Origin of the sequence: Parolsenella catena (genome assembly GCF_003966955.1) — a bacterium.
GTDB lineage: Bacteria > Actinomycetota > Coriobacteriia > Coriobacteriales > Atopobiaceae > Parolsenella > Parolsenella catena.
The window spans coordinates 1,285,250-1,310,195 of sequence record NZ_AP019367.1 but is presented as its reverse complement, the minus strand read 5'-3'; the positions used below and the strand labels follow the sequence as shown (position 1 = coordinate 1,310,195).

Annotated in this window: 24 protein-coding genes; 20 read left to right on the top strand and 4 right to left on the bottom strand. The window is 68.2% G+C overall.

The window, feature by feature from the left end; all coding sequences use genetic code 11:
* Positions 1 to 312 precede the first annotated feature (312 nt).
* From metG to Pcatena_RS05840, 19 genes are all read left to right on the top strand, one after another.
* The gene (metG, locus tag Pcatena_RS05930; RefSeq protein WP_126422519.1) at positions 313 to 1,923 is read left to right on the top strand and encodes a methionine--tRNA ligase; all 1,611 of its coding nucleotides are present in this window, start codon (positions 313 to 315) and stop codon (positions 1,921 to 1,923) included.
* A 123-nt stretch (positions 1,924 to 2,046) separates the two neighbouring features.
* The gene (gene rsmA, locus Pcatena_RS05925; RefSeq protein WP_126422516.1) at positions 2,047 to 3,000 is read left to right on the top strand and encodes a 16S rRNA (adenine(1518)-N(6)/adenine(1519)-N(6))-dimethyltransferase RsmA; all 954 of its coding nucleotides are present in this window, start codon (positions 2,047 to 2,049) and stop codon (positions 2,998 to 3,000) included.
* Positions 2,997 to 4,046 carry a TatD family hydrolase gene (locus tag Pcatena_RS05920; protein WP_126422514.1) on the top strand — a complete coding sequence of 350 codons (1,050 nt, stop codon included), beginning with the start codon at positions 2,997 to 2,999 and terminating at the stop codon, positions 4,044 to 4,046. Before rsmA ends, Pcatena_RS05920 begins: the two co-directional genes overlap by 4 nt.
* 97 nt (positions 4,047 to 4,143) lie before the next feature.
* A complete protein-coding gene (locus Pcatena_RS05915) occupies positions 4,144 to 5,229 on the top strand; it encodes a D-alanine--D-alanine ligase family protein (RefSeq protein WP_172596393.1) in 1,086 nt (361 codons plus the stop codon).
* Between the two features lie 116 nt (positions 5,230 to 5,345).
* Positions 5,346 to 6,146 carry a ComF family protein gene (locus Pcatena_RS05910; RefSeq protein ID WP_232619836.1) on the top strand — a complete coding sequence of 267 codons (801 nt, stop codon included), beginning with the start codon at positions 5,346 to 5,348 and terminating at the stop codon, positions 6,144 to 6,146.
* 511 nt (positions 6,147 to 6,657) lie between these two features.
* Positions 6,658 to 7,653: a substrate-binding periplasmic protein gene (locus Pcatena_RS05905; RefSeq protein WP_126422510.1), complete on the top strand. Its 996-nt coding sequence runs from the start codon at positions 6,658 to 6,660 to the stop codon at positions 7,651 to 7,653.
* Positions 7,654 to 7,847: 194 nt separating this feature from the next.
* Complete coding sequence (gene hpf / locus Pcatena_RS05900) at positions 7,848 to 8,423, top strand: ribosome hibernation-promoting factor, HPF/YfiA family (protein ID WP_126422508.1); 576 nt, start codon at positions 7,848 to 7,850, stop codon at positions 8,421 to 8,423.
* Positions 8,416 to 9,498 carry a DegV family protein gene (locus Pcatena_RS05895; protein WP_126422506.1) on the top strand — a complete coding sequence of 361 codons (1,083 nt, stop codon included), beginning with the start codon at positions 8,416 to 8,418 and terminating at the stop codon, positions 9,496 to 9,498. Before hpf ends, Pcatena_RS05895 begins: the two co-directional genes overlap by 8 nt.
* Positions 9,499 to 9,574: 76 nt before the next feature.
* Positions 9,575 to 10,696, top strand: coding sequence for an NAD(P)-dependent oxidoreductase (locus Pcatena_RS05890; RefSeq protein ID WP_126422504.1), 1,122 nt, complete (start codon positions 9,575 to 9,577; stop codon positions 10,694 to 10,696).
* A 3-nt stretch (positions 10,697 to 10,699) separates the two neighbouring features.
* Positions 10,700 to 11,143: a hypothetical protein gene (locus Pcatena_RS05885; protein ID WP_126422502.1), complete on the top strand. Its 444-nt coding sequence runs from the start codon at positions 10,700 to 10,702 to the stop codon at positions 11,141 to 11,143.
* Between the two features lie 4 nt (positions 11,144 to 11,147).
* A complete protein-coding gene (locus Pcatena_RS05880) occupies positions 11,148 to 11,939 on the top strand; it encodes an NYN domain-containing protein (RefSeq protein ID WP_126422500.1) in 792 nt (263 codons plus the stop codon).
* 13 nt (positions 11,940 to 11,952) lie between these two features.
* Positions 11,953 to 12,573: a HEAT repeat domain-containing protein gene (locus Pcatena_RS05875; RefSeq protein WP_232619835.1), complete on the top strand. Its 621-nt coding sequence runs from the start codon at positions 11,953 to 11,955 to the stop codon at positions 12,571 to 12,573.
* Positions 12,574 to 12,672: 99 nt separating this feature from the next.
* Positions 12,673 to 13,767: an isocitrate/isopropylmalate dehydrogenase family protein gene (locus tag Pcatena_RS05870; protein ID WP_126422498.1), complete on the top strand. Its 1,095-nt coding sequence runs from the start codon at positions 12,673 to 12,675 to the stop codon at positions 13,765 to 13,767.
* 91 nt (positions 13,768 to 13,858) lie between these two features.
* Entirely contained in the window at positions 13,859 to 14,734 is an 876-nt protein-coding gene (locus Pcatena_RS05865; protein WP_126422496.1) for a hypothetical protein, read from the top strand.
* 7 nt (positions 14,735 to 14,741) lie between these two features.
* A complete protein-coding gene (locus tag Pcatena_RS05860; protein ID WP_126422494.1) occupies positions 14,742 to 15,950 on the top strand; it encodes a purine-nucleoside phosphorylase in 1,209 nt (402 codons plus the stop codon).
* A gap of 195 nt (positions 15,951 to 16,145) precedes the next feature.
* Positions 16,146 to 16,382 (top strand): FeoA family protein, encoded by a 237-nt coding sequence (locus Pcatena_RS05855; protein ID WP_126422492.1) that lies wholly within the window; start codon positions 16,146 to 16,148, stop codon positions 16,380 to 16,382.
* Positions 16,383 to 16,497: 115 nt separating this feature from the next.
* Entirely contained in the window at positions 16,498 to 16,725 is a 228-nt protein-coding gene (locus Pcatena_RS05850; RefSeq protein WP_126422490.1) for a FeoA family protein, read from the top strand.
* A 149-nt stretch (positions 16,726 to 16,874) separates the two neighbouring features.
* The gene (gene feoB / locus Pcatena_RS05845) at positions 16,875 to 19,457 is read left to right on the top strand and encodes a ferrous iron transporter B (protein ID WP_126422488.1); all 2,583 of its coding nucleotides are present in this window, start codon (positions 16,875 to 16,877) and stop codon (positions 19,455 to 19,457) included.
* A 228-nt stretch (positions 19,458 to 19,685) separates the two neighbouring features.
* Complete coding sequence (locus Pcatena_RS05840) at positions 19,686 to 20,393, top strand: 5'-methylthioadenosine/adenosylhomocysteine nucleosidase (protein WP_126422486.1); 708 nt, start codon at positions 19,686 to 19,688, stop codon at positions 20,391 to 20,393.
* Between the two features lie 20 nt (positions 20,394 to 20,413).
* Here Pcatena_RS05840 and Pcatena_RS05835 read toward each other — a convergent pair whose 3' ends face one another.
* Complete coding sequence (locus Pcatena_RS05835; RefSeq protein WP_126422484.1) at positions 20,414 to 21,202, bottom strand: hypothetical protein; 789 nt, start codon at positions 21,200 to 21,202, stop codon at positions 20,414 to 20,416.
* Positions 21,203 to 21,408: 206 nt separating this feature from the next.
* Here Pcatena_RS05835 and Pcatena_RS05830 point away from each other — a divergent pair, with 206 nt between their 5' ends.
* Positions 21,409 to 22,524 (top strand): C40 family peptidase, encoded by a 1,116-nt coding sequence (locus Pcatena_RS05830; protein ID WP_126422482.1) that lies wholly within the window; start codon positions 21,409 to 21,411, stop codon positions 22,522 to 22,524.
* A 201-nt stretch (positions 22,525 to 22,725) separates the two neighbouring features.
* Here Pcatena_RS05830 and Pcatena_RS05825 read toward each other — a convergent pair whose 3' ends face one another.
* From Pcatena_RS05825 to Pcatena_RS05815, 3 genes are read right to left on the bottom strand one after another with little or no spacing between them, the layout of a single operon-like run.
* Positions 22,726 to 23,214, bottom strand: coding sequence for an RrF2 family transcriptional regulator (locus Pcatena_RS05825; protein WP_126422480.1), 489 nt, complete (start codon positions 23,212 to 23,214; stop codon positions 22,726 to 22,728).
* A gap of 2 nt (positions 23,215 to 23,216) precedes the next feature.
* Positions 23,217 to 23,726 carry a Fe-S cluster assembly sulfur transfer protein SufU gene (gene sufU, locus Pcatena_RS05820; protein WP_126422478.1) on the bottom strand — a complete coding sequence of 170 codons (510 nt, stop codon included), beginning with the start codon at positions 23,724 to 23,726 and terminating at the stop codon, positions 23,217 to 23,219.
* Positions 23,719 to 24,945, bottom strand: a complete 1,227-nt coding sequence (locus Pcatena_RS05815; RefSeq protein ID WP_126422476.1) for an aminotransferase class V-fold PLP-dependent enzyme — start codon at positions 24,943 to 24,945, stop codon at positions 23,719 to 23,721. Before Pcatena_RS05815 ends, sufU begins: the two co-directional genes overlap by 8 nt.
* Between the last annotated feature and the right edge of the window lies 1 nt (position 24,946).

The following is a 24,946-nucleotide window of genomic DNA, read 5'->3' as shown; positions in this document are numbered from 1 at the left end:
CTTGGCTCTGAGCGTCTCAAGCCATGTATCCGGTATTCCCTCAATACGTTTGGAGACGGACGCCTCAAACTCCTCGAACCGGACCTGTCTTGATGGTAGACCAAATCGCGCGAGTAATAGCATGAGGGGGAGGGCTCCCAGTCGCTGCTCGTTCAGACGAGAGGACGCTCAGATGCCCTCCCCCCCCATTGGCCGCGAGCAGCCTTACGCTCTCGGGCCGCGCGACGGCGCCCTCGCGATACAATGTCACGCGGCTCATTCGCCTGCGGCCGGCCCATTTGCCGACGCACGTCCCAAGAAGAGGTTCCACATATGGCAGACAAGCCCTCGTACTTCGTCACCACCCCCATCTACTACGTCAACGCCGACCCACACCTGGGCACCGCGTACTCAACCATCCTCGCCGACGTCCAGGCGCGCTACCGTCGCGCCGCCGGCTACAACGTCAAGTTCCTCACCGGCATGGACGAGCACGGCGAGAAGGTCGCCGAGGCCGCTGCCAAGCACGGCATGACGCCGCAGGAGTGGACCGACTCCCAGGCCCCGCACTTCAAGGACCTCTGGAAGAAGCTCGAGATTTCCAACGACGACTTCATCCGCACCACCGAGCCGCGCCAGTACAAGGCCGTGCAGTACCTCTGGGAGCGCATGAAGGAGTCCGGCTATCTCTATAAGGGCAGCTACGACGGCTGGTACTGCGTGCCCGACGAGACCTACTTCACCGAGACCCAGGTCGAGAAGGGTGACGAGGAGAACGGCACGCCCGGTGCCCACCTCTGCCCCGACTGCCACCGCCCGCTCGAGCGCGTGAAGGAGGAGAGCTACTTCTTCAAGCTCTCCGCGTTCCAGGACAGGCTCCTCAAGCTCTATGACGAGCACCCCGACTTCGTCCAGCCGGACTTCCGCATGAACGAGGTGCGCTCCTTCGTCGAAGGCGGCCTGAACGACCTGTCCGTCTCGCGCACGAGCTTTGACTGGGGCATCCCCGTGCCCTTCGACGACGGCCACGTCACCTACGTGTGGTTCGACGCCCTGCTCAACTACATGACGGCCGTGGGCTACGGCGTCGACACGCCCGAGGCCGCCGCCGAGCTCGCCTACCGCTGGCCCGCCAACCTCCACATCGTGGGCAAGGACATCATCCGCTTCCACTGCGTCATCTGGCCGGCCATGCTCATGGCCATCGGCGAGGCCCTGCCCGAGCACGTCTTTGCCCACGGTTTCCTCACCGTGCGCAACGCCGAGACGGGCGCCGCGGAGAAGATGAGCAAGAGCCGCGGCAACGCCATCGCGCCGGCCGACGTCATCGACCTTCTCGGCGTCGAGGGCTACCGCTACTACTTCATGACCGACGTCACGCCCGGCATGGACGGCGCCATCAGCTTCGAGCGCATGGAGCAGGTCTACAACGCCGACCTCGCCAACAGCTGGGGCAACCTCATCAGCCGCTCGGTGAACATGAGCATGAAGTACTTCGACGGCGGCTCCCCGGCACGTCCCGCAGACGCCCACGCGTTCGCAAACCCGCTGGCAGACGCGGCCGAGGGCATCTTTGCGCGCTACTCCGCGCGCATGGAGGTGCTCGACTACACCGGCGCCAAGGACGAGGCCATGGAGCTCATCCACGCCGCCAACCATTACATCGAGGACTCCGAGCCCTGGGCACTCGCCAAGAATCCCGAGAAGGCCGACGAGCTCGCCTTCGTGATCTACAACCTGCTCGAGGCCATCCGCATCTCCGCTCACCTGCTCGCCCCGTTCATGCCCCAGACGAGCGCCGAGGCACTGCGCCGCATCGCCTGCGAGGCCGAGACCGGCACCGACGACCTCGCCGCCATGTGCGCGTGGGGCCGCTTTGAGGGCAACAAGCCCGTCGAGAAGGGCGACCCGCTGTTCCCCCGCCTCGAGGCCAAGAAGAACTAGCGTCCCAAAGGCGTGCCCCAAGGTGTCAAAGGCCTATGGGCACGGCGTATCCCACGTCTCACGTCCCAAAGGGGTCAGACCCCTTTGGGACGCCTTCGTATCGCGAGTATCGAAAGGAGCCACATGCCCGCGTCGCCCCTCGCAAACCCAACCGCCACGCGCGAGATGCTCGAGCGCTTTGGCCTGGCCACGAAGCACCGCCTGGGCCAGAACTTCCTCGTGGACGATCACGTCATCGCCCGCATTCTCGACCTGGCTCGCCTGGACGAGGACAGCCACGTCGTGGAGGTGGGCCCCGGCATCGGCACCCTCACGCTTGGCATGCTGCCGCACGCGGGCTCGGTTGTCTCCATCGAGGCCGACCACACGCTCGAGCCCGTGCTCGCAGACCTCGCGCACGAGTTCCCCTCGTTTGCCTACGTCATGGGCGACGCCCTCAAGGTGAGCTGGGAGAGCGTGTGCGCCGCCGGTGTGGGGGAGGGAGACGCGAAGATTCGCGTTGAGCCCAACATCCTCGTGGCCAACCTGCCCTACAACGTCGCGGCCACGATCATCCTCAAGTACCTGGCCGAGCACCCCTCGCTGGCGGCGGCCGTGGTCATGGTGCAGGCCGAGGTCGCAGACCGCATCTGCGCCGCGCCCGGCTCCAAGGCCTACGGCGCCTACACGGCCAAGCTCAACCTCTATGGCCGCGTGACGGGCCGCTTTGAGGTGCCGCCCACGTGCTTCATGCCCGCGCCCCATGTGAACTCGGCCGTCGTGCGCATCGAGCGCGCGAGCGTGGCCGATCCCGAGACGGGCGCCGCGCTTGGGCCCGAGCGCCTTGCCGCCACGGCCGCCGTGACCGACGCCGCGTTCGCCCAGCGCCGCAAGACGATCCGCAACTCCATGGCCGCCCGCGGCTTCGAGAAGGCCGCGCTCGACGAGGCGTTTGTGGCCGCGGACGTCTCGCCCACGGCGCGCGCCGAGACGCTTGCCTGCGAGGACTTCGTCCGCCTTGCCTCCGCGCTCGCCGCCGCCGAGGCCATCCCGGCAGACCTGCCCGTGCGCTTCAGCGCGGGAGGTGCCGGGAAGTGAGTCACGCCACGCAGCTCATCGCGGATGCCCTCACGCTCGAGGACGGCGAGCTGTTCCACACCAAGAAGGGCAAGGCGCGCCCCTGCCCGCCGCCGCTCGCGCCGCTTGCCGACACGCACGGCCACCTCACGGTGCTGCGCAGCCATGACCCGGCGCTTGCCGTGGCGCGTGCGGCGATTGCCGGCGTGCGGCTGCTCGTGGTGCCCATCGACCCGGTGGGGGACTGCGGGCTCGACCCCACGGACGACATGCCGTCCCGCACCCCGGCCGAGCTCATCGCATTCTTGGACGAGGCGCACCGGATCGCCGGCGAGCTTCTCGGCGAGTTTGCCGAGGCGGGCCTTGTGCCGCCCGAGTTCTCCGGGTGGGAGCTGCTGGGCGGCGCCACGCCTGACATGCCGCTTGACCTGCGCTTTGTTGCGGGCGTCCATCCGTACGGCGCGCCTGCGTTCAACGAGGCGTGCGAGGCGCGCATGCGCGAGCTGCTTAGCGCCGAGCGCTGCGTGGGCGTGGGCGAGATAGGCCTGGACTACGGCCCCTACAACGAGGTGGAGCCAGACTGCCAGCTCGACGTGTTCCGTCGCCAGCTGCTCATGGCCCACGAGCTCGGCCTTCCCGTGGAGCTGCACATCCGCGACGCCGCGGACGACGCGCACGCCACGGCCCATGCCCAGGCCGCGGCGCTGCTCGCCGAGGTGGGCGTGCCGCCCGCGGGCTGCGACGTCCACTGCTTCACGTCCGGGCCCGAGGTCCTCTCGCCGTTCGTGGAGCTCGGCTGCACCGTGGCATTCGGCGGTGCCGCCACGTTCAACAAGAGCGATGACATTCGCGACGCCGCGGCGGCGTGCCCGCTTGCCCAGATCGTGACCGAGACGGACAGCCCCTACATGGCCCCCGTCCCCGTGCGGGGCGAGGAGTGCGAGCCGGCCATGGTGGCCTTCACGGCCCGCTGCCTGGCCGACGTCCGCGACGAGGCCGGCGTGTCGACGCCTGACGAGACCTACGCCTCCCTCTGGAACAACGCCCGCCGCCTCTTCTCGCTGTAGGCGCGCTCGCCGGCTGCGGAAGAGGATGGCGCCCGCGACCGCGTGGGCTGCTACGATAAATCGGTTGACCAAACGCATGCACACGATGGGAGCACCCATGAGCAACAACCTACGCGTCGCCATCCTGTTCGGCGGCACCTCGAGCGAGCACGACATCTCGCTGCGCTCCGCCACCAACGTCCTCTCCGAGCTCGACGGTCGCGGCTACGACCTCGCGCTCATCGGCATCACGCGCGAGGGAACGTGGCTCAACTACACCGGTGACGCAGCCGACGTCCGCGAGGGCGACGCCTGGGCCTCCCATGACGTGTGCCCCGTCGTCGTCGTGCCGGGAGATGGCCTGTTCCGCCACGAGGCCGACGGCACGCTCTGCCGCATCGCCGTGGACGTGGCGCTTCCCGTGCTTCACGGCCAGGGCGGCGAGGACGGCATCACGCAGGCCCTGCTCGAGAGCGCGGGCGTGCCCTACGTGGGCTGCGGCGTGCTGTCGAGCGCCGTGTGCATGGACAAGGACGCCTCGCACCGCCTGGCCGCGGCCTCTGGCATCCGCGTGCCCAAGTGCGAGGTGCTCTACCGCGGTGCCACCGAGGCGGACATGCGTGCGGCCGTTGAGGCCTGCGGCGGCTACCCCGTGTTCGTGAAGCCCACGCGCGGCGGCTCCTCCTACGGCGTCTCCAAGGTCGCCGACGCCTCCGAGATGGCCCATGCCCTCGAGGTGGCCTTCGCGCTCGATCCCAAGGTCTCCGTGGAGGAGGCCATCGAGGGCACCGAGGTGGGCTGCGCCATCACGGGCGATGCGTCCGGCAAGCTTGAGATGGGCGTCGTGGACGAGACGGTCGTGACCGACGGCGGCTTCTTCCACATCCACCAGGACCAGACGGCCGGTGCCGCCGCGAGCTCCAAGAACTCCTCGCTGCGCTGCCCCGCCCAGATCTCCGACGACGAGATGGCCTGCGTGCGCGAGACGGGCTTCGCGGTGTATCGCGCGCTGTGCTGCTCGGGCTTCGCGCGCGTGGACCTGTTCGTGACGCCCGCGGGCGAGGTCGTGCTCAACGAGGTCAACACGATTCCGGGCCTCACGCGCTACTCGCGCTTCCCCGAGATGATGAAGGCGTCCGGCCGAGCCCTCGCCGACGTGCTTGACGGCCTCATCCGCACCGCTGCCGCCGGACAGGACCGCTAGGGTCATCTGCCGGTCCGCTTGCGGGCTTGCTTTGCCGGCCGGGTGCCGGTGCCGCTAGAATCGCATCAATCGAGCGACCATCCCCTTCGCGCCCTCGTGGCGTGGAGGGGATTTCTGTGCCTATTGCCAATGAGCCAAAGGACGGGCCAACCGGGGCGGGCCTGTCTGCTCCCGGGGGCGTCTGGTCGCTTGCCTCGCGCGTGGCCGCCGCCGCGGCGGAGCTCGCGTGGCCCACGCGCTGCGTGCTGTGCGACGCCCCCGGCGAGCTTCTGTGCGAGACGTGTCGCAGCCACCTGCCGTGGTTCTCCCAGCGATGGGCCTGTCCCAACTGCGGCGCCCCGTTCGGGTGGGTCTCGTGCACCGAGTGCGGCGCCTCGCGAGGCGAGCTGTGGGAGACGCGCGCCTGCGTGTGCGCGCTGCCGCTCGAGGGCGTGGGACGCTCGCTCGTGCTCTCGTACAAGGACGCGGGGGAGCGCAGGCTTGCGCCCGTCCTCGCCGCGGCCATGGCCGTGGCGCTCGACGAGGCGTCCGCGTGGCCGGCCGCCGACGGCGCGGCTCGCTTTGACGCGTCCGAGCTCGATGCCGTGTGCTTCGTTCCCGCGACGCCGGCCGCCTACGCGCGGCGCGGCTTCGACCACATGGAGGGCGTCTCGCGCTCGCTTTCCGGCATGCTGGGCCTGCCGCTTGCCGACGTTCTCGCCCGCCCCGAGGCGCGAGACCAGCGAAGGCTCGGCCGCGAGGAGCGCCTTGCGAACGCGGCGTCCTCCACGCGCGTCGTGGGTGACGTCACGGGCTGCTCGCTTCTGCTCGTTGACGACGTCGTGACGACGGGCGCCTCGGTTCGCGCCTGTGCCCGCGACCTTCTCGCCCACGGCGCCGAGAGCGTCACGGCCTGCGCCCTTGCCCGAACCTGGTGAGGCGGCCCAAGGGTGCCAAACGCCCATTCGTCCGCGCTCGCCGACGGGCACAGGGGGCGCATCATCGCTGCTACATAAGCTCAACATCAAAGAGCTGCTATAATCGGAAGGTCTCATTCAGGTCTGTGGTTGCGGGGTGGTGAGGCGAGTTCGCGTGCGCGGCAAAGACGCCGCATCCGTGCGCCCACCTCGTTGGCTATGCCAACAGCCTCCCCAAGTCCATGCCAGACGAGGGCCAAGGGATCCACGTAAGTTCGGGCGTGCGCGTCCGAGCGAGCATGGCTCGTCCTAGAAGTAAGCCGCACCGTCCGTTCAGCCAGGGGCAAAAGGCCCCGCGGGCGAGAGGGCCAGTAGTGGCGCCGCCGCGGCGGAGTGCTGCGACCGTCCCCGTGCGCGAGTGTGGGGTCAAATACCAGGTCAGCTGAACGAGACACACCGAAGGCAAGGCGCTCCCCGGAGGGCCTCGACGGGCGCGTGGGCGCCCGAATCGAAAAAAAGGCGAGGAGACTCGATGACACGCAACAAGACGCTCGGACGCTGTGGCGTCGCACTCCTCTCCGCGGCGGCGGCCGTCTCGCTCGCCGGCTGCTCGAACCCCGTTTCGGCGCTCCAGCAGACGTTCGGCACCCCCAGCGTGGCCGAGGCGCGCGCCAAGCAGGCGGCCGCCGTCCAGCCGCAGCTCTCGGCGCCCACCATCATCAAGGGCGGCACGCTCACCGTGGGCCTCGACACCTCGGCGAGCGCACCGAGGTGCCTCACGTCCCACGATGGGTCGATGCAGGGCTATGACATCGACATGGCCTGCGCCGTCGCCGACGAGCTCGGGCTTCAGGTCGAGTTCGTGAGCGTCTCGAACGCCTCGCAGGCCCTTGGCCAGACGTGCGACGTCGTCATGGGCGCAAGCGCCTCCAGCACGGGCGGCGTCACGGTCGTGGGTGCCTACGCGGAGGATGCCGTGGGGTTCTTCCACAAGGGCTCCGAGCAGGTCGCGGCCAAGGAGGACCTCGTCGGCAAGACCATCGGCGTTCAGGACGGCTCCGCCTCCCAGCAGCTGCTCAAGCGCAGCGACCTCGAGGCCAGGCAGGAGTCCTTCGAGAACCTCAACGATGCGTTCGACGCTCTCGAGCAGGGGATCGTCGACTACGTGCTGTGCGACGCCTTCTCCGGGGCCTACCTGCAGGCAGGCTACGGTGACATCGCCTTCTGCGGCTCCCTTAACGTGCCGCAGTCCGTTGGCGTAGGCGTCGCCGCCACGAACACGGAGCTGCAGTCGGCCGTGAAGGCCGCCGTCGACAAGGTCACGTCCGACGGCGTGAGCGACGTCGTCCGCTCGAGATGGCTGGGCGGCCTCACCCCGCTCGGTGACGCCTCGCAGGTCTCGGGCATCGAGGTCTCCGCGGGAACGGTCGAGGGGGCAACGTCTGACACCACCGAGGTGGAGGGCGCGGCCTCGGGCGTCCAGGACGGCTCGACGGCCGGCACGAACGCCGCCGACATCGCCGGCTAGCGTTTCCCTTGCCCGGAGCCGATTCGTCCCGGAATGGAAGGGGTGAATCGGTAACTGGTTATTCTCGATTCCCATGACGCGAGGGACGGGGTTTGGGTACCAGTGCAGTACAGGGGAAGCCGCCCCGCGAGGCAAAGGATCCGCGAGCGGCCGCTCCAGCAAGGGCGTGTTGGGCACGACGGTTGGAGGCACGAATGGATATCAAGGTTTCTGGGCGCAAGGTTACGGTCACCGATGCCCTTCGCAGCTACGTTGACGAGAAGATCGGCGGAGCGCTCGAGGTGTTCGACATTCAGCCAATGACGTGCGACGTCGTCCTGCGCGTCGAGAAGAACCGCTCGAACCCCGAGGCTGCGGTGTGCGAGGTCACGGTCCGCGTGCGTGACAACGTGGTGCGCGTCGAGTCCGCTGACCCCGACATGTACGCCGCGATCGACATCGCCTCTGACAAGGTCACGCGCCAGCTGCGCAAGTTCAAGACCCGCGTCATCGACCGCCGCCAGCGCACGCAGGGCCTGCCCGTGGCGCCCACGTCCGCAGACCTCGCCGACCTCATCGACGCCCCGGAGGAGGACGACGAGCTCGTGCGCGAGAAGGTCATCGACCTTCCGCCCATGACCGAGGAGGAGGCCCTCGTCCAGACGGACCTCATCGGACACGACTTCTACGTGTTCACGAACGCCACGACCGGCCTCGTGAACGTCATCTACCGCCGCAAGAACGGCGGATACGGAATCATCAAGCCCAAGATTGAGGAGCCAGATGACTAGCGATTCCAACGACAACTCGAACATCCAGGCCGCGGGTTCCTCGGAGCCCGCGGCCGTCGCGTGCGAAGGCGGCACGTGCGAGGCGGCTTGCGCCGAGCCCACCGTCGCCGAGGCGGGCGCGAGCTACCGACGTGACGGCCAATGCCGCATCATCGTTGACTCGTGCGCGGACTTTGCCCCCGAGGTGGCCCGCGCCCTGGGCGTGGAGGTCATCCACTTCCCGTTCGTGATGGCCGACGGCGAGCACGCGGACGACCTGTGGCACTCCATGACGCCGCACGAGTTCTACGAGCGCATGCGCAACGGCGAGCACGCCACGACCTCTGCCGTGACGCCCGGCCACTACCTCGAGGTCTTCGAGCGCTGCGCCGCCTCCGGCGTGCCTGCCGTCTACCTCTCCTTCACGCGCGGGCTGTCCTCGAGCGTCGACGCCGCGCGCCAGGCGGCCGACATGGTCCGAGAGTCCCACCCGGGCTACGAGATCTACGTCGTGGACAACCTGTGCCCGTCTGCCGCCGCCGAGCTGCTCGCCATCGAGGCGGTCCGCCAGGTGGGCAACGGCCTTTCGGCCGCCGAGCTCGTCGAGTGGGTGGAGGAGGCCCGCTACTACATCCAGGGCTACTTCACGCTCGACTCGTTCGACGCCCTGGCCCGCGGCGGTCGCATCCCTCCCGCGGCCGCCCAGGTGGGCGGCAAGCTCGACATCAAGCCCGAGCTGTCCTATGACATCAATGGCGCCCTCACGCTGCGCGGCATGTGCCGCGGCCGCAAGAAGGCCCTGCGCGCCATCCTCGCGGACTTCAAGGAGAACTACATCGGGACGGACGGCGTCGTGACGCACATGCCCATCGGCATCGTGGACTCAGACGCCGAGAAGGACGCCCGCTGGCTCGAGGACCAGCTCCGCAAGGAGCCGGGCTGCCAGGACATCCCCATCATCCACAGCTCCGTGTCTCCCGTCATCGGCGCGCACGTGGGCCCGGGCATGGTGGCCGTCGCCTTCTGGGGCAAGGACCGTCGCGAGACGCTCTCGTTCACGGACCGCATCGCGCGCCGCGTCCGCGCAAACAAGTAACCGCAAGCACCCACAAGCTGGGTCTGCCGCCACGGGACAGGCGCCCGTGACGGCAGCATGCACAGAAGGGAATCACATGACCACAGCCGCCAAGCCCAAGGTCGCGTTCATCGGCACCGGCATCATGGGAGCGCCCATCGCCGGCCACATCATGGACGCCGGCTACGAGCTCACGGTCTACAACCGCACCAAGTCCAAGGCAGACGCCCTCGTCGCACGTGGCGCCACGTGGGCGGGCAGCCCGGCAGATGCCGCCCGCGACGCCGACGTCGTGTTCACGATGCTTGGCTACCCCTCCGACGTCGAGGACGTCTACCTGTCCACCGACGGCCTGGTCCGTGCGGCCAAGACCGGTGCCTGGCTCGTTGACCTCACGACGTCCTCGGCCCAGCTCGCCCGCGACATCCACGACGCGGCCGAGGTCGAGGACAAGCACGCCGTCGACTGCCCCGTGACCGGTGGCGAGCAGGGTGCCGTCGACGGCACGCTCACGCTCATCCTCGGCTGCACCGAGGCCGACGCCGCCCCCATCCTGCCCGTGCTCGAGACGTTCTCGTCCAAGGTGTGCTACTTCGACGGCGCCGGCAAGGGCCAGACGGCCAAGCTCTGCAACCAGGTGTCGCTCGCCGGCTGCATGGTGGGCATGGCAGACGCCCTCGCCCTCGCGCAGCAGGGTGGCCTTGACGCCGCGCGCATGCTCGACATGGTGGGCGCCGGCATGGGCGGCTCCCGCGCGCTCGCGGGCCTTGGCCCCAAGGCGCTCGCGGGCGACTACAAGCCGGGTTTCCTCGTCGAGCACTTCCGCAAGGACCTGCGCCTTGCCATCGAGCAGTCCGAGGACCTCGAGATCACGCTGCCCGGTGCCGAGACGGCCTTCACGCTCTACGACATGCTCTGCCAGATCGGCGGTGAGCGCCTCGGTACCCAGGCCATTAGCCTGCTGTACGCCGAGCAGGCCGATGCCGCGGCGGCTGGCCTCGACTGGAGCCGCCTTGACGTGAGCCAGTTCGAGCCGGATGGCCACGACGGCTGCGGCTGCGGCGGTCACGGCGCGGGCCACGAGTGCTGCGGCGGCCACGATCACGACGAGAGCCACGAGTGCTGCGGCGGCCACGGCGACGGCTGCTGCGGTGGCCATGACCACGGCGAGGGCCACGAGTGCTGCGGCGGCCACGACGGATGCGGCTGCGAGGGATAGCGCGTGAGTGACGGATTCGCCATCACGGTCGTGAGCCTGCTGTTCGCGGTGTTCGGCATCGTCGTGGGCTTTCACCTCGGCGACGAGGCGGGCGCGCGCTGCGAGAACACCGCGCGCTACGCCACGGCCAACGTCGTCGCCATCCTTGCGGGCTCGCTGCTGTTCATGGTCGTGTGGGCCACGGGCTACGTCGTGCTCGGCATGTTCGCCTTCGGCGCCGTCGCGGGCGCCGTGGCCGGCCTCAAGTTTGGCTACGGTGAGTCGGTGGGCCCCTGGAAGTTCGTGGACCGCCTCATGACGCCCGCCGCCCGCCAGCGCGACCGCGAGCGTGCTCGCGCGAGGAGGGCCGCCGCCAAGCGCGCCAGGACCGGCGCCGCCGAGCCCGAGCTCATGAGCGTGGCGGATGCGCGCGAGGACAAGCAGGGCAAGAGTGCAGAGGGCAAGTAACGCAATGCAGGACATGAACCAGAACGGGGCGCCGCAGGGAACGATCGCGGTGCTCATAGACTACGAGAACCTGGCGCTTGGGACGGGCAAGCGCCGGCGCGGGGGCCATCAGCAGCCCGGTCCCGCGCCCGACGTCAAGGCGATACTGGCGCGTCTCGTCGACAAGGGCCGCATCGTGGCCAAGCGCGCCTACTGCGACTGGCAGCGCTTCGAGGGCGCCGTGACGCCGCTGCACGAGCTGGGCGTCGAGCTCATCGAGATCCCGGACCGCGCGCACACGGGCAAGAATTCGGCCGACATCCGCCTGTCGGTGGACGCGATGGAGATGTGCCTCACCAAGACCCACATCGACACGTTCGCGATCCTGTCGGGGGACTCGGACTTTTCGCCGCTCGTCTCCAAGCTGCGCGAGTTCGACAAGACCGTCATCGGCGTCGGCATGCGCGAGTCCACGAGCTCGCTGCTCGCCGAGGTGTGCGACGAGTTCATCTTCTACGAGGACATCGTCTCGCCCGGCGGCATCCCCGAGTACGAGAGCCGCGTGACGGCCGAGAAGCGCCCCTGCTACAAGCTGCTGCTCGAGACGATCGACGCCCTGCAGCGCGAGACGGACGGCTTCATCCTGGCGTCCCTGCTCAAGGGGGCCATGCGCCGCAAGCAGCCCCAGTTCTCGGAGCGCACGTACGGGTTCCGCTCGTTCACGGCGCTGCTCAACGAGGCCTCGAGCCTGGGGCTCATCAAGATCCATAACGACCAGCGCAGCGGCACGGCCGTTGTCGACGGTTTTTGCGAGTAAGGGAGAAGAACACATGACCGAGGAGAACAACACGCCTCAGCGCAGGAAGCTCGGCGAGGGCGTCATCACCATCGTCGACCGTCTCATCGACGAGCTCGCAGGCCCCGTGCGCCGCACGCGCCAGGAGGCCGCCTCGACGCTGGCCGAGATGGCCCGCGAGCACGCCGACCGCCTCGAGCCCGACGTCGAGCGCGTCACCGAGGCGCTCGTCGACGCCCTGTACCGCCCCGAGGCCCAGACGCGCTGGGAGGCGCTCGGCGCCCTGCGCGAGGTCGCCACGAGCCACCCGGAGCTGGCCGCGCAGGCCTACGAGGGCGCCGAGGCCTCGCTGTTCGACGAGAACTCGAGCCGCGTGCGCATCGAGGCCTTCCGCCTGCTCGCGCGCCTGGGCGCCTCCTCCCCGGAGCTGTCCGACAAGGTCTGGCCGCTGCTTGACGAGGCCATCCAGTGCTTCCACGGAGACCTTGGCTACCGCGACATGCTTGACAGCCTGCTTGAGTTTGCCGAGGGAAACGCAAGCGACGCCTCCAAGCAGGCGCTCGTCGAGCGCATCAGCTTTGACGTCACGGGTGGCCGCGGCTACGTCAAGACCTGCTCGGCAAAGATCGCCGACGCCGTGGAGGCCGGCAAGTAGCGTTCGTTTCCGTCGCGTGACGCCCGCGGGCGCGAGGCCTGCGGGCGCGCGCGGCCGTGCGTACAATCTCGACACCACATACGCGAGAAGGGGGACGGCATGCGCCACCAGGTAACGCTCATTCCAGGAGACGGCATCGGCCCGGAGATCTCGGCCGCCATGCGCGAGGTCGTGGAGGCCACGGGCGTGGGAATCGACTGGCACGTCCAGCAGGCCGGCGCCAAGGTCATGGACGAGGAGGGCACGCCGCTGCCCGAGCGCGTCCTGGACTCCGTGCGCGAGACGGGCACGGCCATCAAGGGCCCCGTCACCACGCCGGTGGGCTCGGGCTTCCGCAGCGTCAACGTGGCGCTGCGCCGGGCGTTCGACCTGTACGCCTGCGTGCGCCCCTGCACCTCCATGCCCGGCGACGGCAGCCGCTACGAGGACGTGGACCTCGTCATCGTGCGCGAGAACACCGAGGACCTCTACGCGGGCATCGAGTTCGAGCAGGGCAGCGACGGCGCGCACTCCATCATGGAGACGGTCGCCTCCGCCGGCGCCGGCACCATCAAGCCCGACTCCGCCATCTCGCTCAAGCCCATCAGCGTGAGCGGCTCGGAGCGCATCGTGCGCTACGCGTTCGACTACGCCCGCGCCAACGGCCGCCACAAGGTCACGGCGGTGCACAAGGCCAACATCATGAAGTGCACGGACGGGCTGTTCCTGCACACGGCCCAGCGCGTCGCCGAGGACTACCCCGACATCGCCTTCGACGCCAAGATCGTGGACGCCACGTGCATGGGGCTCGTGCAGAACCCGAACGACTTCGACGTCCTGGTGCTGCCCAACCTGTACGGCGACATCGTGAGCGATCTGTGCGCGGGGCTCGTGGGAGGCCTGGGCCTGGCGCCGGGCGCCAACATTGGTGCCAACCAGGCCATCTTCGAGGCCACGCACGGCAGCGCGCCCGACATCGCGGGCAAGGACCTCGCCAACCCCACGGCCATGATCCTGTCCGCTGCCATGATGCTCGACCACCTCGGTGAGGGGCAGGCGGCGGCGAGAATCCGCGCGGCCGTGCGCTCCACGCTGCAGGCCGGCGATCAGGTCACGGCAGACATTCGCCGACAGCTCACTGGCAGCGCGGATGGTGCCGTGGGCACGCGCGCCTATGGAGCTGCCGTCGCGAGCGCGGTGAGCGCGCTCGCCTAGGCCCGGCGGGGGTAGACTAAAGCGCAATAAGGGAGTCGCGACCGGGCGCTCACGGGCGTCCGGTCGCATGATTGAGCAGGGAGTTTCTCGTATGGCAAACAAGCAGAGCGATGAGGGCGCCCGCACGTCCTCGCCCAGGCAGCTGGGCATGCCCGTCGTTGCCGCGGCGGTCGTGGTGGCGCTTATCGTGGGCGTGCTTCTCGGCCACTTCGTGCTGGGTGGCAGCGCCCTCTCGGCGTCGTTCTCCGGCAAGACGACCGTGGCGGAGGGCGACCTGGACCAGGTCATCGCCACCTACACGTACAAGGGCAAGACCGAGAACGTCACCGTGCGCGACGCCATCGAGTCCCAGAGCTCGCTTGACGCCGTGAAGGACGGCGGCGGCAACTACACGCTGCCCAACGCCGACTCCGCGCTCGCCGTGGCCCGCAACAAGATTCTCGCGCAGGTTGCCGCAGACGAGGGAATCACCGTCTCCGACGACGAGCTGGGCACCTACGCCGAGCAGATCCTGGGCTCCTCCGACATCTCCTCCATCGCCTCCCAGTACGGGCTCACGGAGGACCAGGCCAAGCAGACTATCCGCCAGAGCGCCGCGATGTACAAGCTCAAGCAGCAGGTGTGCTCCACGGACGCCGGCACCATGCCGGACGCCCCCACCGCCCCGGCGGAGGACAACCAGGACGCTGCCACGGCCGAATACGGCGCCTACATCGTGGGCCTGCTCGGTGACGAGTGGGACTCCTCGAGCAACACCTGGGCCCGCACGGACGGCCCGTACTACGAGGCCCTCAAGGACGAGACCTGGACGCCCGACTCCGCCACCTACGCCCAGGCCCAGATCGCCTACTCCGTGGCCTACCAGCAGTACGCCCAGGCTGCCAGCTCCTCGAGCAACGAGTGGACCAACTACGTGAACGGCATCCTGTCTGCCGCCACCATCCAGATCGCCACGCTCGGCGCCTAGGGGCCACGTGGACGTCATCGTCAGCAGATGTCTGTTGGGCGAGCGCTGCCGCTATGACGGTGGCGCTCGCCCTTCTGCTTCCGTGGCCGCCCTGTGCGGGCGCGTGAGCGAGGAGGGCGGGCGCGTCATGGGCGTTTGCCCCGAGATGGACGGCGGGCTGGGATGCCCCAGGCCGCCCGCGGAGCTGCGTGGTGCGCGCGTCGTCACCGCGGCTGGCACCGACGTGACGGCCGCCTACGAGAGGGGAGCTGCGGTGGCACTCGACCGTGCGCGGGAGTGCTTGGCGCCGCTGGCCGTCCTGAAGGCCAAGAGCCCCGCCTGCGGCCATGGCCTGGTCTACGATGGGAGCTTCACAGGGAGACTCGTGAGCGGCTCTGGGCTGTGCGCCCGGGCGCTCGAGAGGGAGGGGATCGTCGTGGTTGATGAGAACGTCATCGAGGGGTGCCGCGCGAGCGTGGAGCACCCGGTGGCCATCGTGCTTGGCAGCGGCCTTGGTGCGCTCGCCGGCCTCGTGAAGCCCGTGCGCCGCATTCCGTACGAGGACATCGAGGGGTTCCCGGCCCACGCGCGCCCCATCCCCGGCCACAGGTTCGAGGCCACGGTCGGCACGCTCGACGGCGTGCCGGTCGTCGTCTACCCGGGCCGCGTCCACCTCTACCAGGGCTACGGCCCGGCCGAGGTGGCCTCGCTCGTGCGCCACGCCCACAAGCTCGGGTGCCGCGACATCGTCTTCGCCTGCTCCACGGGTGCCATCGCCGGGCGCGGCCACGTGGGCCTCGGCCTCATCACGGACCACCTCAACCTCACGGGCGCCAACCCCCTCGTCGAGGACGAGGACCTTGCGTGCGTGGACTCCCCGTTCGTGGGCATGACGGACGCCTACACGCCCTACCTGCGCGAGCTTGCGGCAGACGTGGCGCAACAGGAGCACATCGAGCTGCAGCAGGGCGTCTACGCCGGACTTCTCGGCCCGAGCTTCGAGACGGCGGCGGAGGTCGCGGCCCTGGGATGCCTCGGCGCGTCGTTTGCCGGCATGTCGCTCGTATGCGAGGCGATCATGGCGCACGCCCTGGGCATGAACGTGCTTGGCCTCACGCTCGCCGCCAACATGGCGGGCGAGGCGGGCGTCACGCACGAGAGCGTGCTGGAGGTTGCCGCCCAGCACGAGGCTGACTTCGAGCGCCTCGTGCGCGGTGTCCTCGCGCGGCTCAAGTAGGGGAGAGCCCCTTACATACTCGCGTTGCCTGCGGGCGGCCCGGACAAGCGATCCGGGCCGCCCGCTCTTTGTGCCGCTCGTGCGCTTACAAAAAGTTAACGGAGCCTAACGGTTTGCCATGGTTGACTATCACATAAGTTAGTCACATACTACTTCGAGTTAGCTACAGACAACTTCTGCTAAGGAGAACGTCACATGCCAGCCACGGGTGCACAGCTTCCGCTTGCCATGGCCCACGAGGGACAGGCCGTTCGCGTCGCGAGGGTCAGCGGCAACACCGAGATGCGCCGTCACCTTGAGAACCTCGGCTTCGTCGAGGGCGCCGAGGTCAACGTCGTGAGCCAGAGCAGCTCCTCGGGCACCATCGTCAAGGTCAAGGGCGCCCAGCTCGGCGTTGACCACGCCACGTGCATGCACGTCTTCGTCTGCTAGCGCATTCGCGCCCGCTCGGGCGCTGCGGCGCCGGGCTCCATGCCCGGTGCGTGAGGTGGTTTCAACCATGCCGGCCGCGCAAGGGCCGGTGGGAGAGGAAAGAGAGGGAAACAAGGTGGCAACGCTCAGGGACATCCCCGTTGGGTCCTCGTGCACGGTGAAGTCGCTCACCGGCACCGGCGCCGTGAAGCGCCGCATCATGGACATGGGCCTCACGAAGGGCGCCAAGGTCACGGTGGTCAAGGTGGCCCCGCTCGGTGACCCGCTCGAGCTCAACGTTCGCGGCTACGAGCTGTCCATCCGCAAGGACGAGGCCGAGAAGGTCGAGGTCGAGCCCGCCTAAGGCCCGCCTGGTCGCCGGCTCGCCCGGCATGCCCTCGACATGTCGAGGGGGCGCGGTCACATGGGGACCTCCGCGCCAAACTGAAAAGGTCCGGCAAAAGGGACCAGGGGGCCGACCCCGCCCCCAGCAAGAATCCAAGAAAGGGAGTCATGGAAGACCGCATGTACATCGCGCTCGCAGGCAACCCGAACTGCGGCAAGACCACGTTGTTCAACGCCCTGACCGGCTCGAACGGCTACGTGGGCAACTGGCCCGGCGTCACGGTCGAGAAGAAGGAGGCCAACTGGAGGCGTGACAAGTCCGTCACCTTCACCGACCTTCCCGGCATCTACTCGCTCTCGCCGTACTCGCCCGAGGAGATCGTCTCGCGCGACTACCTCATCAAGAACCGCCCGAGCGCCGTCATCGACCTCGTTGACTCGACGAACCTCGAGCGCAACCTCTATCTCACCACGCAGATCCTCGAGTGCGGCCTGCCCGTCGTGCTCGGCCTCAACATGCTTGACCTGCTCGAGAAGAGCGGCGACAAGATCGACGTCGACGCCCTGTCCCGCGAGCTGGGCTGCAAGGTGATCCAGGTCTCCGCCCTGCGCGAGAAGAACACCGACGAGCTCGTGAAGCTCGCCGTCGAGGCCGGCAAGTCCGGCCAGGCCGCCGCTCCGGTGCGCGTGTTCTCCGACGAGGTCGAGGCCGCCCTCACCAAGATCGAGGCTGGCATCGCCGGCAAGTGCGAGCCCTCGCTCAACCGCTGGTTTGCCATCAAGGTCTTCGAGCGCGACGCCGCCGCCATCGAGCCGCTCAGCCTCACGAACGCCGAGCTCGAGGCCTTCGAGGTCGACATCAAGGCCGTCGAGCAGGCCCGTGAGGACGACGCCGAGTCCATCATCACCTCGGACCGCTACGAGTGGATCGCCCGCGTCATGGACGCCTGCGTCGTGAAGGCGCCCAAGAAGCTCTCCACGTCCGAGAAGATCGACAAGATCGTCACGAACCGCATCCTCGGCCTGCCGATCTTCGTCGTCGTGATGTTCCTCGTCTACTACATCGCCATCTCCACGGTGGGCACCGCCGGCACCGACTGGGTGAATGACAACCTGTTCTCCGACGGCTTCTTCGTCAACGGTGCGAGTGCCGAGCAGTATGACGCCGACACCGAGGCATGGTCTGACAACCACTACGCAGACCAGATCGACGGCTTCATCTCCGCCGCCACCGACGATGGCATCATCGACGAGGACGAGGCCACCGAGGTCTCCGACGCCGTTGCCGCCTACCAGGAGGACTCCGAGGACGCCGACGCCCTCGCCACGATCGATGAGTTCGAGGCCAAGGCCGCCGGCCTGACCGCCACCGATGTCGTCATCACCGACGAGGACGGCAACGACACCGACGAGGTCATCGACTCCGTCAGCGCCACCGACTTCCAGGCCGCCCTCGAGGGTTCCCTCGAGGAGCCCGACGCCGCCGACTACGACGGCTTCGTGCCCTCCATCCCCACGGCCGTCTCTGAAGCGCTCGACAACGTCGGCGCCTCCGACGCCGTCAAGTCGCTCGTCGTCGACGGCGTCATCGGCGGCGTGGGCTCGGTCCTGGGCTTCATCCCGCAGATGTTCGTCCTGTTCGTGCTGCTGTGCTTCCTCGAGGACTGCGGCTACATGAGCCGCGTGGCCTTCGTCATGGACCGCGTGTTCCGTCGCTTCGGCCTGTCCGGCAAGTCCTTCATCCCGATGCTCATCAGCTCCGGCTGCGGTGTCCCGGGCGTCCTGGCCACGAAGACGATCGAGAACGAGAAGGACCGTCGCATGACGGCCATGCTCACCACCATGATTCCCTGCGGCGCCAAGCAGCCGATCATCGCCCTCGTCATGGGCGTGCTCATCGGTGGCTCCGACGGCTGGTGGGTTGCCCCGATGTTCTACTTCCTCGGCGTTGCCGCCATCATCGTCTCCGGCATCATGCTGAAGAAGACGAAGGCCTTCGCCGGCGAGCCCACGCCATTCGTCATGGAGCTCCCCGACTACCACTTCCCGTCCCTCAAGTCCTGGTGGCTGCACATCTGGGAGCGCGTGAGCGCCTACATCAAGAAGGCCGGCACGATCATCTTCGCCGCCTCCGTCGTTGTGTGGTTCCTCTCCAACTTCGGCTTCACGGATGCGGGCTTTGGCTTCCTGGTCGACGGCAACGTCGAGCAGTCCCTGCTCAAGGCCATCGCCGACTGCATCTCCTGGATCTTTGTCCCGCTCGGTGCTGACAACTGGATGTCCGCTGCGGCCTCCATCAACGCCCTCGTGGCCAAGGAGAACCTCGTCTCCACGTTCGGCGTCCTGTTCGGCCTGGGCGATGCCACGGAGAACTCCCTGTCCATGTGGGGCGGGTTCGCCTCCATGTTCACGGACGCCTCCGGCATCATGCACGCCGGTGCCATGTGCGCCTTCGTGGCGTTCAACATGCTCGACGCGCCGTGCTTCGCCGCCATCGGCACCATCCGTCGCCAGATGGACGATCCCAAGTGGTTCTGGGGCGCCATCGCCTACCAGTGCGGCTTCGGCTGGGTCGTGGGCATGATCATCAACCAGCTCTGGGAGCTGTTCGTGCTCGGCAACTTCGGCGTGTGGACCGTCGTGGCCTTCGTGGCGCTGGCTGCCATCCTGTTCCAGCTGTTCCGTCCCGCCCCCAAGTTCGAGGGCAAGGACGAGCACATCCTCGACTCCCTTGCGGAGGCCGAGAAGTAGGCTTGTCGCCTGCTGCAGAGCGTTGCCTTGGGGCGGCGGGGTCTTCGGGCCTCGTCGCCCTTTCTTGTGCGCCGGCTTCTGCGTGTCCACGTCGTTCTCGGCTCCGTAGTACGTGAACTAAGCCACTGGGACACGTAAAACGAGGCCTGCAATGGGACGGCGCAGCTCGGGGCGTCCGCCTGCGTTGGTCTATAGTCAATGCGAGCTGAGAAGAGAGGGGAGACGGCAATGGCCGAGAACGTCAAGGTGGGCATCATCGGCGCGATGGACTCGGAGGTCGCGCTGCTCAAGTCCAAGGTCGAGGGGGCCCGTACGCACGAGCTCGCGGGCCTTGAGTTCGTCGAGGGCACGCTCGAGGGCGTGGGCGTCGTCGTTGTGAAGTGCGGCGTGGGCAAGGTGAACGCCGCCATGTGCGCGCAGGCGCTCGTGAGCGTGCTGGGTTGCAACCGCGTCATCAACACCGGCGTCGCGGGGTCGCTCGACGGGCGCATCGAGATCGGCGACATCGTGGTCTCCACGGACGCCGTCGAGCATGACATGGACGTCACGGCCCTGGGGTATGCCCCTGGCGAGCACCCAGACCTCCACCTCGTCGCTTTCGAGGCGGACGCTGGCCTTCGCGGCGCCGTTACGCAGGCTGCCCGCGACATCGAGGGCGTGAGCGTCTTCGAGGGTCGCGTGTGCTCGGGTGACCAGTTCATCGGCTCGGCGGCAGCCAAGGAGCGCATCGTCTCGACGTTCGGCGGGATGTGCTGCGAGATGGAGGGCGCGGCCATCGCCCATGCGTGCCACATCGCCGGCGTGCCGTTTGTCGTGGTCCGCGCCATCTCCGACAAGGCCGATGACTCGGGCAACGTCGACTACCCGACGTTCGAGAGGGTCGCGGCGGCCCACTGCGCGAGCATCGTGCTCGCGGCGCTGCCTCGCGTGGCGTAGGGGCATGGGGTGACGGGGCGCTATTCGGCGGCGTCTCCCGTCTCGGCGTCCTGCGGCTTGTCGGCCGTTGCGGCTTGGCTGTCGCCCGCGTTGCCAGTTGTGGGTTTGGAGTCCGATCCCGTCTGCGTGCCCGTCTCGTCCTGGTTAGGCGCCGCCGTGCTTGTCTGGGCACTTGCCTCGGGCGCCCTCTGCGTTGTCGGCTGGGCGTTCGCGCTCGCGGCGGCGTGCTGCGTGCCGGCCGTCTCGGTCGTCGCGGTGCTCGTCCGTGCCTCCGTGGCGCCCACGCGCTGGCCCAGGCCCTCGCCGTTCGTGACGAGCAGCACGACGCCCGCCGAGATGGCGACGGCGACGAGCGACGAGACGACGGCCGCGGCCATGACTCGGCGGTGGATCGTCTGCTGGCGGCGCCTGTGGGCCTCGGCCCTAAGCGCGGCGGGTGCTATGCGGGCAGATGTGGTGCTCGTTGCGGGCTCTGCGGCCTGCCCGTGTGAGAGGGGCGGCTTGTCGAGCCCGTAGGGGTTCTGGTCCCCTGTGCCCGGCTGCTCGCCATCGCTCGAGGCGAGCTCGCGGATCTTGTCGTTGGCTCGCCTGAGCATGCCTCGGTAGAGCTGCGAGGCCACCGTGGAGACCACCGACGCCGCGGCCACGCCTATGAGGGATCCCGCGATGCCGATCCTGCTAGAGAGCGCCACGCTCGTCACGGCGGCAAGCGCGCCTGCGAGCACCTGTGAGACGGAGAGGTCCTCGAGCAGCCCCCTGCGCCCGCTCGTCTCGTCCGTGTCCTCGCCGTGCCTGTCTCGTCTGTCCATGGGTTCTCCTTTTCGTTCTCTCGTGAACCATGGTTCCCCAGCTGGTTGCGCCGTATCCGTCAGCCGTTTTTGGGCGGGGCGCTCACCTGCTGCGTTCACCGCTCGTCCATATGTGTTTGGAGCGAGAAACCTCGGACGCTAGAATGGAATGCACAGCTTTTGGCGGCATGCCGCCCGATTCTGCACCCAAACGAAGGGATCATCCCTTGAGGATTCGCACGCATCTTGCCCGCGCCACCGTGGCCGTTGCCCTTGGCGCTACCGTTCTGACCGGCCTGCCCACGCTCGCCGTGGCAGACACCTCCGAGCAGCTCCAGGCCAAGCTCGACGAGGCCAACGCACATCTGAACGACCTGTACTCCCAGGCCGAGCAGGTGAGCGAGCAGGTCAACCAGACCCAGGTCGACCTTGACAACACCAACGCGGAGATCGAGCAGAAGCAGTCCGAGCTCTCCGAGGCCCAGGAGACGCTCGGCAAGCGCGTCTCGTCCAACTACAAGACCGGTGGCGTCTCGCTCGCCTCGATCCTGTTTGACTCAACGAGCTTCGAGGACCTCGTGAACCGCGTCACATACGCCTCCAAGGTGAGCGACTCGGACGCCCAGATCATCCAGCAGGTCAAGGACATCCAGAACGAGCTCAACGAGAAGCAGAGCCAGCAGCAGCAGCTCCTGGCCGACCAGCAGACCCAGCAGGCCGAGCTCAACGACAAGGTCAACGAGGCCCAGAGCTACGTGAGCTCGCTTGACCAGCAGGTCCAGGACGCCCTTGCCAAGGAGCAGGCCGAGCGCGAGGCGCAGCAGGAGGCCGAGCGCAAGGCCGCCGAGGAGAAGGCCGCCCAGGAGAACAACTACGTCTCCGAGGGCAACGCCAACGCCGGCAACACCAACTCCAACGCGAACACGAACACCAACACGAACAACGGTGGTGGCTCGAGCAATAGCGGCAACTCCGGCAGCAACGGCTCTTCCGGCGGCTCGAGCCTGGGCTCTGGCGCCCGCAACACCATCATCTCAACGGCCTACAGCAAGATCGGCTGCGGCTACGTCTACGGTGCCTCCGGCCCCAGCAACTACGATTGCTCCGGCCTCGTCCAGGCGTGCTACGCCGCCGCCGGCATCTACGTGCCGCACAGCTCCGTCTCGCTCGCGGGCTACTGTAACAAGCCCGCCTCCCAGGCCGAGCCGGGCGACATCGTGTGGACCCCCGGCCACGTGGGCATCTACATCGGTGGCGGCACCACGATCGAGGCCATGAACCCGAGCGTGGGCGTCACGTACGGCAGCCTCTCGAGCTTCCAGCGCGCCGGCTCTCCGGCGTAGCGCCATCACGCTGACGGCATGGGCCGGCTCGCATTCGCGGGTCGGCCCTTTTGCTGTCGCTGCGTTGTGTCCTAGAGGTGTCAGACTCCTTTGGGACGGGGCGCCTCGGGAGACGCTGCACGCGCTAAGAGAAACCGCCCCAGAAGCCGCTGTGAGCGCTTCTGGGGCGGTGTTTTCCGCTATGTGATGGGGGTGTTCCCGCTACTTGCACAGGCCCTGTCCCAGGCCCTCGAGGCTTTTGAGAATCTCCTCGCTGTCCTCGGGGCCGGTCATGCCACCCACGATGTCGGACAGGTGCTTGCTGTCGAGGTAGCCGCTGATGAGGGCACCCAGCTCCTGCCATACGGGCAGCGTGGGGCAGATCTTGGTGCGCGGGCAGAGACGCCCGCTCGAGCAGTCCAGGCATGAGACGGGGGCCAGCGAGCTGCCCTCGGCCGCACGGATGATCTCCCCGAGCGTGTAGTTGGCCGGGTCGCGGCGCAGGCGATAGCCGCCGCCCTTGCCGCGCTGGCTCGTGACGAACCTCGCCTTGTGAAGCGACGCCATGACCTGCTCGAGGTACTTGCGCGAGATGCCCTGCCTCTGGGAGATGTCGCCGAGCGACACCCAGCTGTCCGCCCCCTGGCTCATGGCGAGGTCTGCCATGACGCGAAGGGCGTAGCGTCCCTTTGTCGAGATGCCGGACGCCATGGCTACTCCTGCCCGCGAGCGGCCACGGGGTTGCCGTTCTCGTCCGTTCCGTCCTCGGTGGTCGTGGCCGTCTTGGAGCCCTGCGGGTGGGCGAGCATTTCGTCGAGCGTTCGCCAGGCGAGCTCGGCGCACTTCACGCGTGCGGGCATGTGGGAGATGCTCTCGAGCTCGGCGGCCTCGTCAAGCTCCTCGAGGGCGCCGGGGTCCTTCTGCTCGCCTCGGATCATCTGGCCAAACAGGTGGCAGAGCTTGCGGGCGTTCTCGGGTGTCTCGCCCACCATGAGGTCGCTCATCATGTCGGCAGACCCCTGCGAGACGGCGCATCCGTGCCCCGTCCAGGAGACCTCGGAGATGGTGCCGTCCTCTCCCAGGCGGACGTCGAGCACCAGGTCGTCGCCGCAGCTGGGGTTGATGCCCTCGTGGGAGAGCGTGGGCTCATCCATCTTGTACTTGTAGTCGGGGCTGCTCACGTGGTCCATGAGCGCGCGGCTGTAGACGTTTGCGTTAGCCATGGAAGACCTCCCAGACGAACTTCAGGCCATCGACGAGCTTGTCGATGTCTGCGCGGTCGTTGTAGAACGCCACGCTCGCGCGACAGCAGCTCTCGATGCCCATCCAGGTGAGCAGCGGCTGTGCGCAGTGGTGCCCGGCGCGGATGGCCACGTCCTTGGTGTCGAGCAGGCTCGAGACGTCGTGCGGGTGGATGCCCTCGACGTTGAACGAGACGGCGCCCACGTGGGCGCGCGGGTCGGCCGGCCCCACGATCTGGATGAACGGGAGCGCCTGGAGCTGCTCGCAGAGACAGGCGGCAAGCTCGCGCTCGCGGGCCTCGAGCTCGTCCCTGCCGTGCTCGCAGATGTAGTCGATGGCGGCGCCTGTGGCGTAGATGCCGGCGGCGTCCTGTGTGCCGGCCTCGAACTTCTCGGGGATGGGCGCCCAGACGGCGTCGTCTTCCGTCACCGAGTCGATCATCTCGCCACCGGTGAGGAATGGCGGCAGGCTCTCGAGCAGCTCTCGGGTGCCCCACAGCCCGCCGATGCCCATGGGACCACCGAGCTTGTGGCCCGAGAAGGCCAGGGCGTCCACGCCGAGGGCCCTCACGTCCACGTGGACGTGAGGCAGCGACTGCGCGGCGTCGGCGATGACCGTGGCGCCCTGAGCGTGGGCGGCGTCGGCGATGGCGCGGACGGGGTTCTCAACGCCAAGCACGTTCGAGACGTGCGTCACCGAGACGATCCTCGTCCTAGGCCCGATCTTGTTGGCGATCTCCTCGTCTGTGATGACGCCGCGCTCATCGGGGCGCAGGTAGACGAGGCGGGCGCCGGCGGCGCGGCACACCTGCTGCCAGGGGATGAGGTTGGAGTGGTGCTCCATGATGGAGATGCACACCTCGTCGCCCTCGTGCAGGACCGTGGGTCCGAGCGTCTTTGCGATGAGGTTGAGCGACTCGCTGGCGTTTCTCGTGAAGACGACCTCGGCCGGGTCAGTGGCGCCCATGAAGCGGGCCACCTTGGCGCGGGCGTCCTCGATGGCCTGCGTGGCGTCGACCGAGAGCTGGTAGAGGCCGCGCAGGGGGTTGGCGTTCATCGTCTCGTAGAAGCTCCGCTGGGCGTCGAGCACCGCGGCCGGGCGCTGCGCCGTGGCCGCGCTGTCGAGAAATGCAAGCTCGGGGTGGCTTGCCAGCAGCGGGAAGTCTGCCTTGTAGGGGTTCGTGGCGATGTCTGTGGACATG

What these genes read in the sequence shown, in the direction of transcription:
- metG (WP_126422519.1), top strand. Translation starts at nt 313, where the DNA reads ATGGCAGACAAGCCCTCGTACTTCGTCACCACCCCCATCTACTACGTC.
- rsmA (WP_126422516.1), top strand. Translation starts at nt 2,047, where the DNA reads ATGCCCGCGTCGCCCCTCGCAAACCCAACCGCCACGCGCGAGATGCTC.
- Pcatena_RS05915 (WP_172596393.1), top strand. Translation starts at nt 4,144, where the DNA reads ATGAGCAACAACCTACGCGTCGCCATCCTGTTCGGCGGCACCTCGAGC.
- Pcatena_RS05905 (WP_126422510.1), top strand. Translation starts at nt 6,658, where the DNA reads ATGACACGCAACAAGACGCTCGGACGCTGTGGCGTCGCACTCCTCTCC.
- hpf (WP_126422508.1), top strand. Translation starts at nt 7,848, where the DNA reads ATGGATATCAAGGTTTCTGGGCGCAAGGTTACGGTCACCGATGCCCTT.
- Pcatena_RS05895 (WP_126422506.1), top strand. Translation starts at nt 8,416, where the DNA reads ATGACTAGCGATTCCAACGACAACTCGAACATCCAGGCCGCGGGTTCC.
- Pcatena_RS05890 (WP_126422504.1), top strand. Translation starts at nt 9,575, where the DNA reads ATGACCACAGCCGCCAAGCCCAAGGTCGCGTTCATCGGCACCGGCATC.
- Pcatena_RS05880 (WP_126422500.1), top strand. Translation starts at nt 11,148, where the DNA reads ATGCAGGACATGAACCAGAACGGGGCGCCGCAGGGAACGATCGCGGTG.
- Pcatena_RS05875 (WP_232619835.1), top strand. Translation starts at nt 11,953, where the DNA reads ATGACCGAGGAGAACAACACGCCTCAGCGCAGGAAGCTCGGCGAGGGC.
- Pcatena_RS05870 (WP_126422498.1), top strand. Translation starts at nt 12,673, where the DNA reads ATGCGCCACCAGGTAACGCTCATTCCAGGAGACGGCATCGGCCCGGAG.
- Pcatena_RS05865 (WP_126422496.1), top strand. Translation starts at nt 13,859, where the DNA reads ATGGCAAACAAGCAGAGCGATGAGGGCGCCCGCACGTCCTCGCCCAGG.
- Pcatena_RS05855 (WP_126422492.1), top strand. Translation starts at nt 16,146, where the DNA reads ATGCCAGCCACGGGTGCACAGCTTCCGCTTGCCATGGCCCACGAGGGA.
- feoB (WP_126422488.1), top strand. Translation starts at nt 16,875, where the DNA reads ATGGAAGACCGCATGTACATCGCGCTCGCAGGCAACCCGAACTGCGGC.
- Pcatena_RS05840 (WP_126422486.1), top strand. Translation starts at nt 19,686, where the DNA reads ATGGCCGAGAACGTCAAGGTGGGCATCATCGGCGCGATGGACTCGGAG.
- Pcatena_RS05835 (WP_126422484.1), bottom strand. Translation starts at nt 21,202, where the DNA reads ATGGACAGACGAGACAGGCACGGCGAGGACACGGACGAGACGAGCGGG.
- Pcatena_RS05825 (WP_126422480.1), bottom strand. Translation starts at nt 23,214, where the DNA reads ATGGCGTCCGGCATCTCGACAAAGGGACGCTACGCCCTTCGCGTCATG.
- sufU (WP_126422478.1), bottom strand. Translation starts at nt 23,726, where the DNA reads ATGGCTAACGCAAACGTCTACAGCCGCGCGCTCATGGACCACGTGAGC.
- Pcatena_RS05815 (WP_126422476.1), bottom strand. Translation starts at nt 24,945, where the DNA reads ATGTCCACAGACATCGCCACGAACCCCTACAAGGCAGACTTCCCGCTG.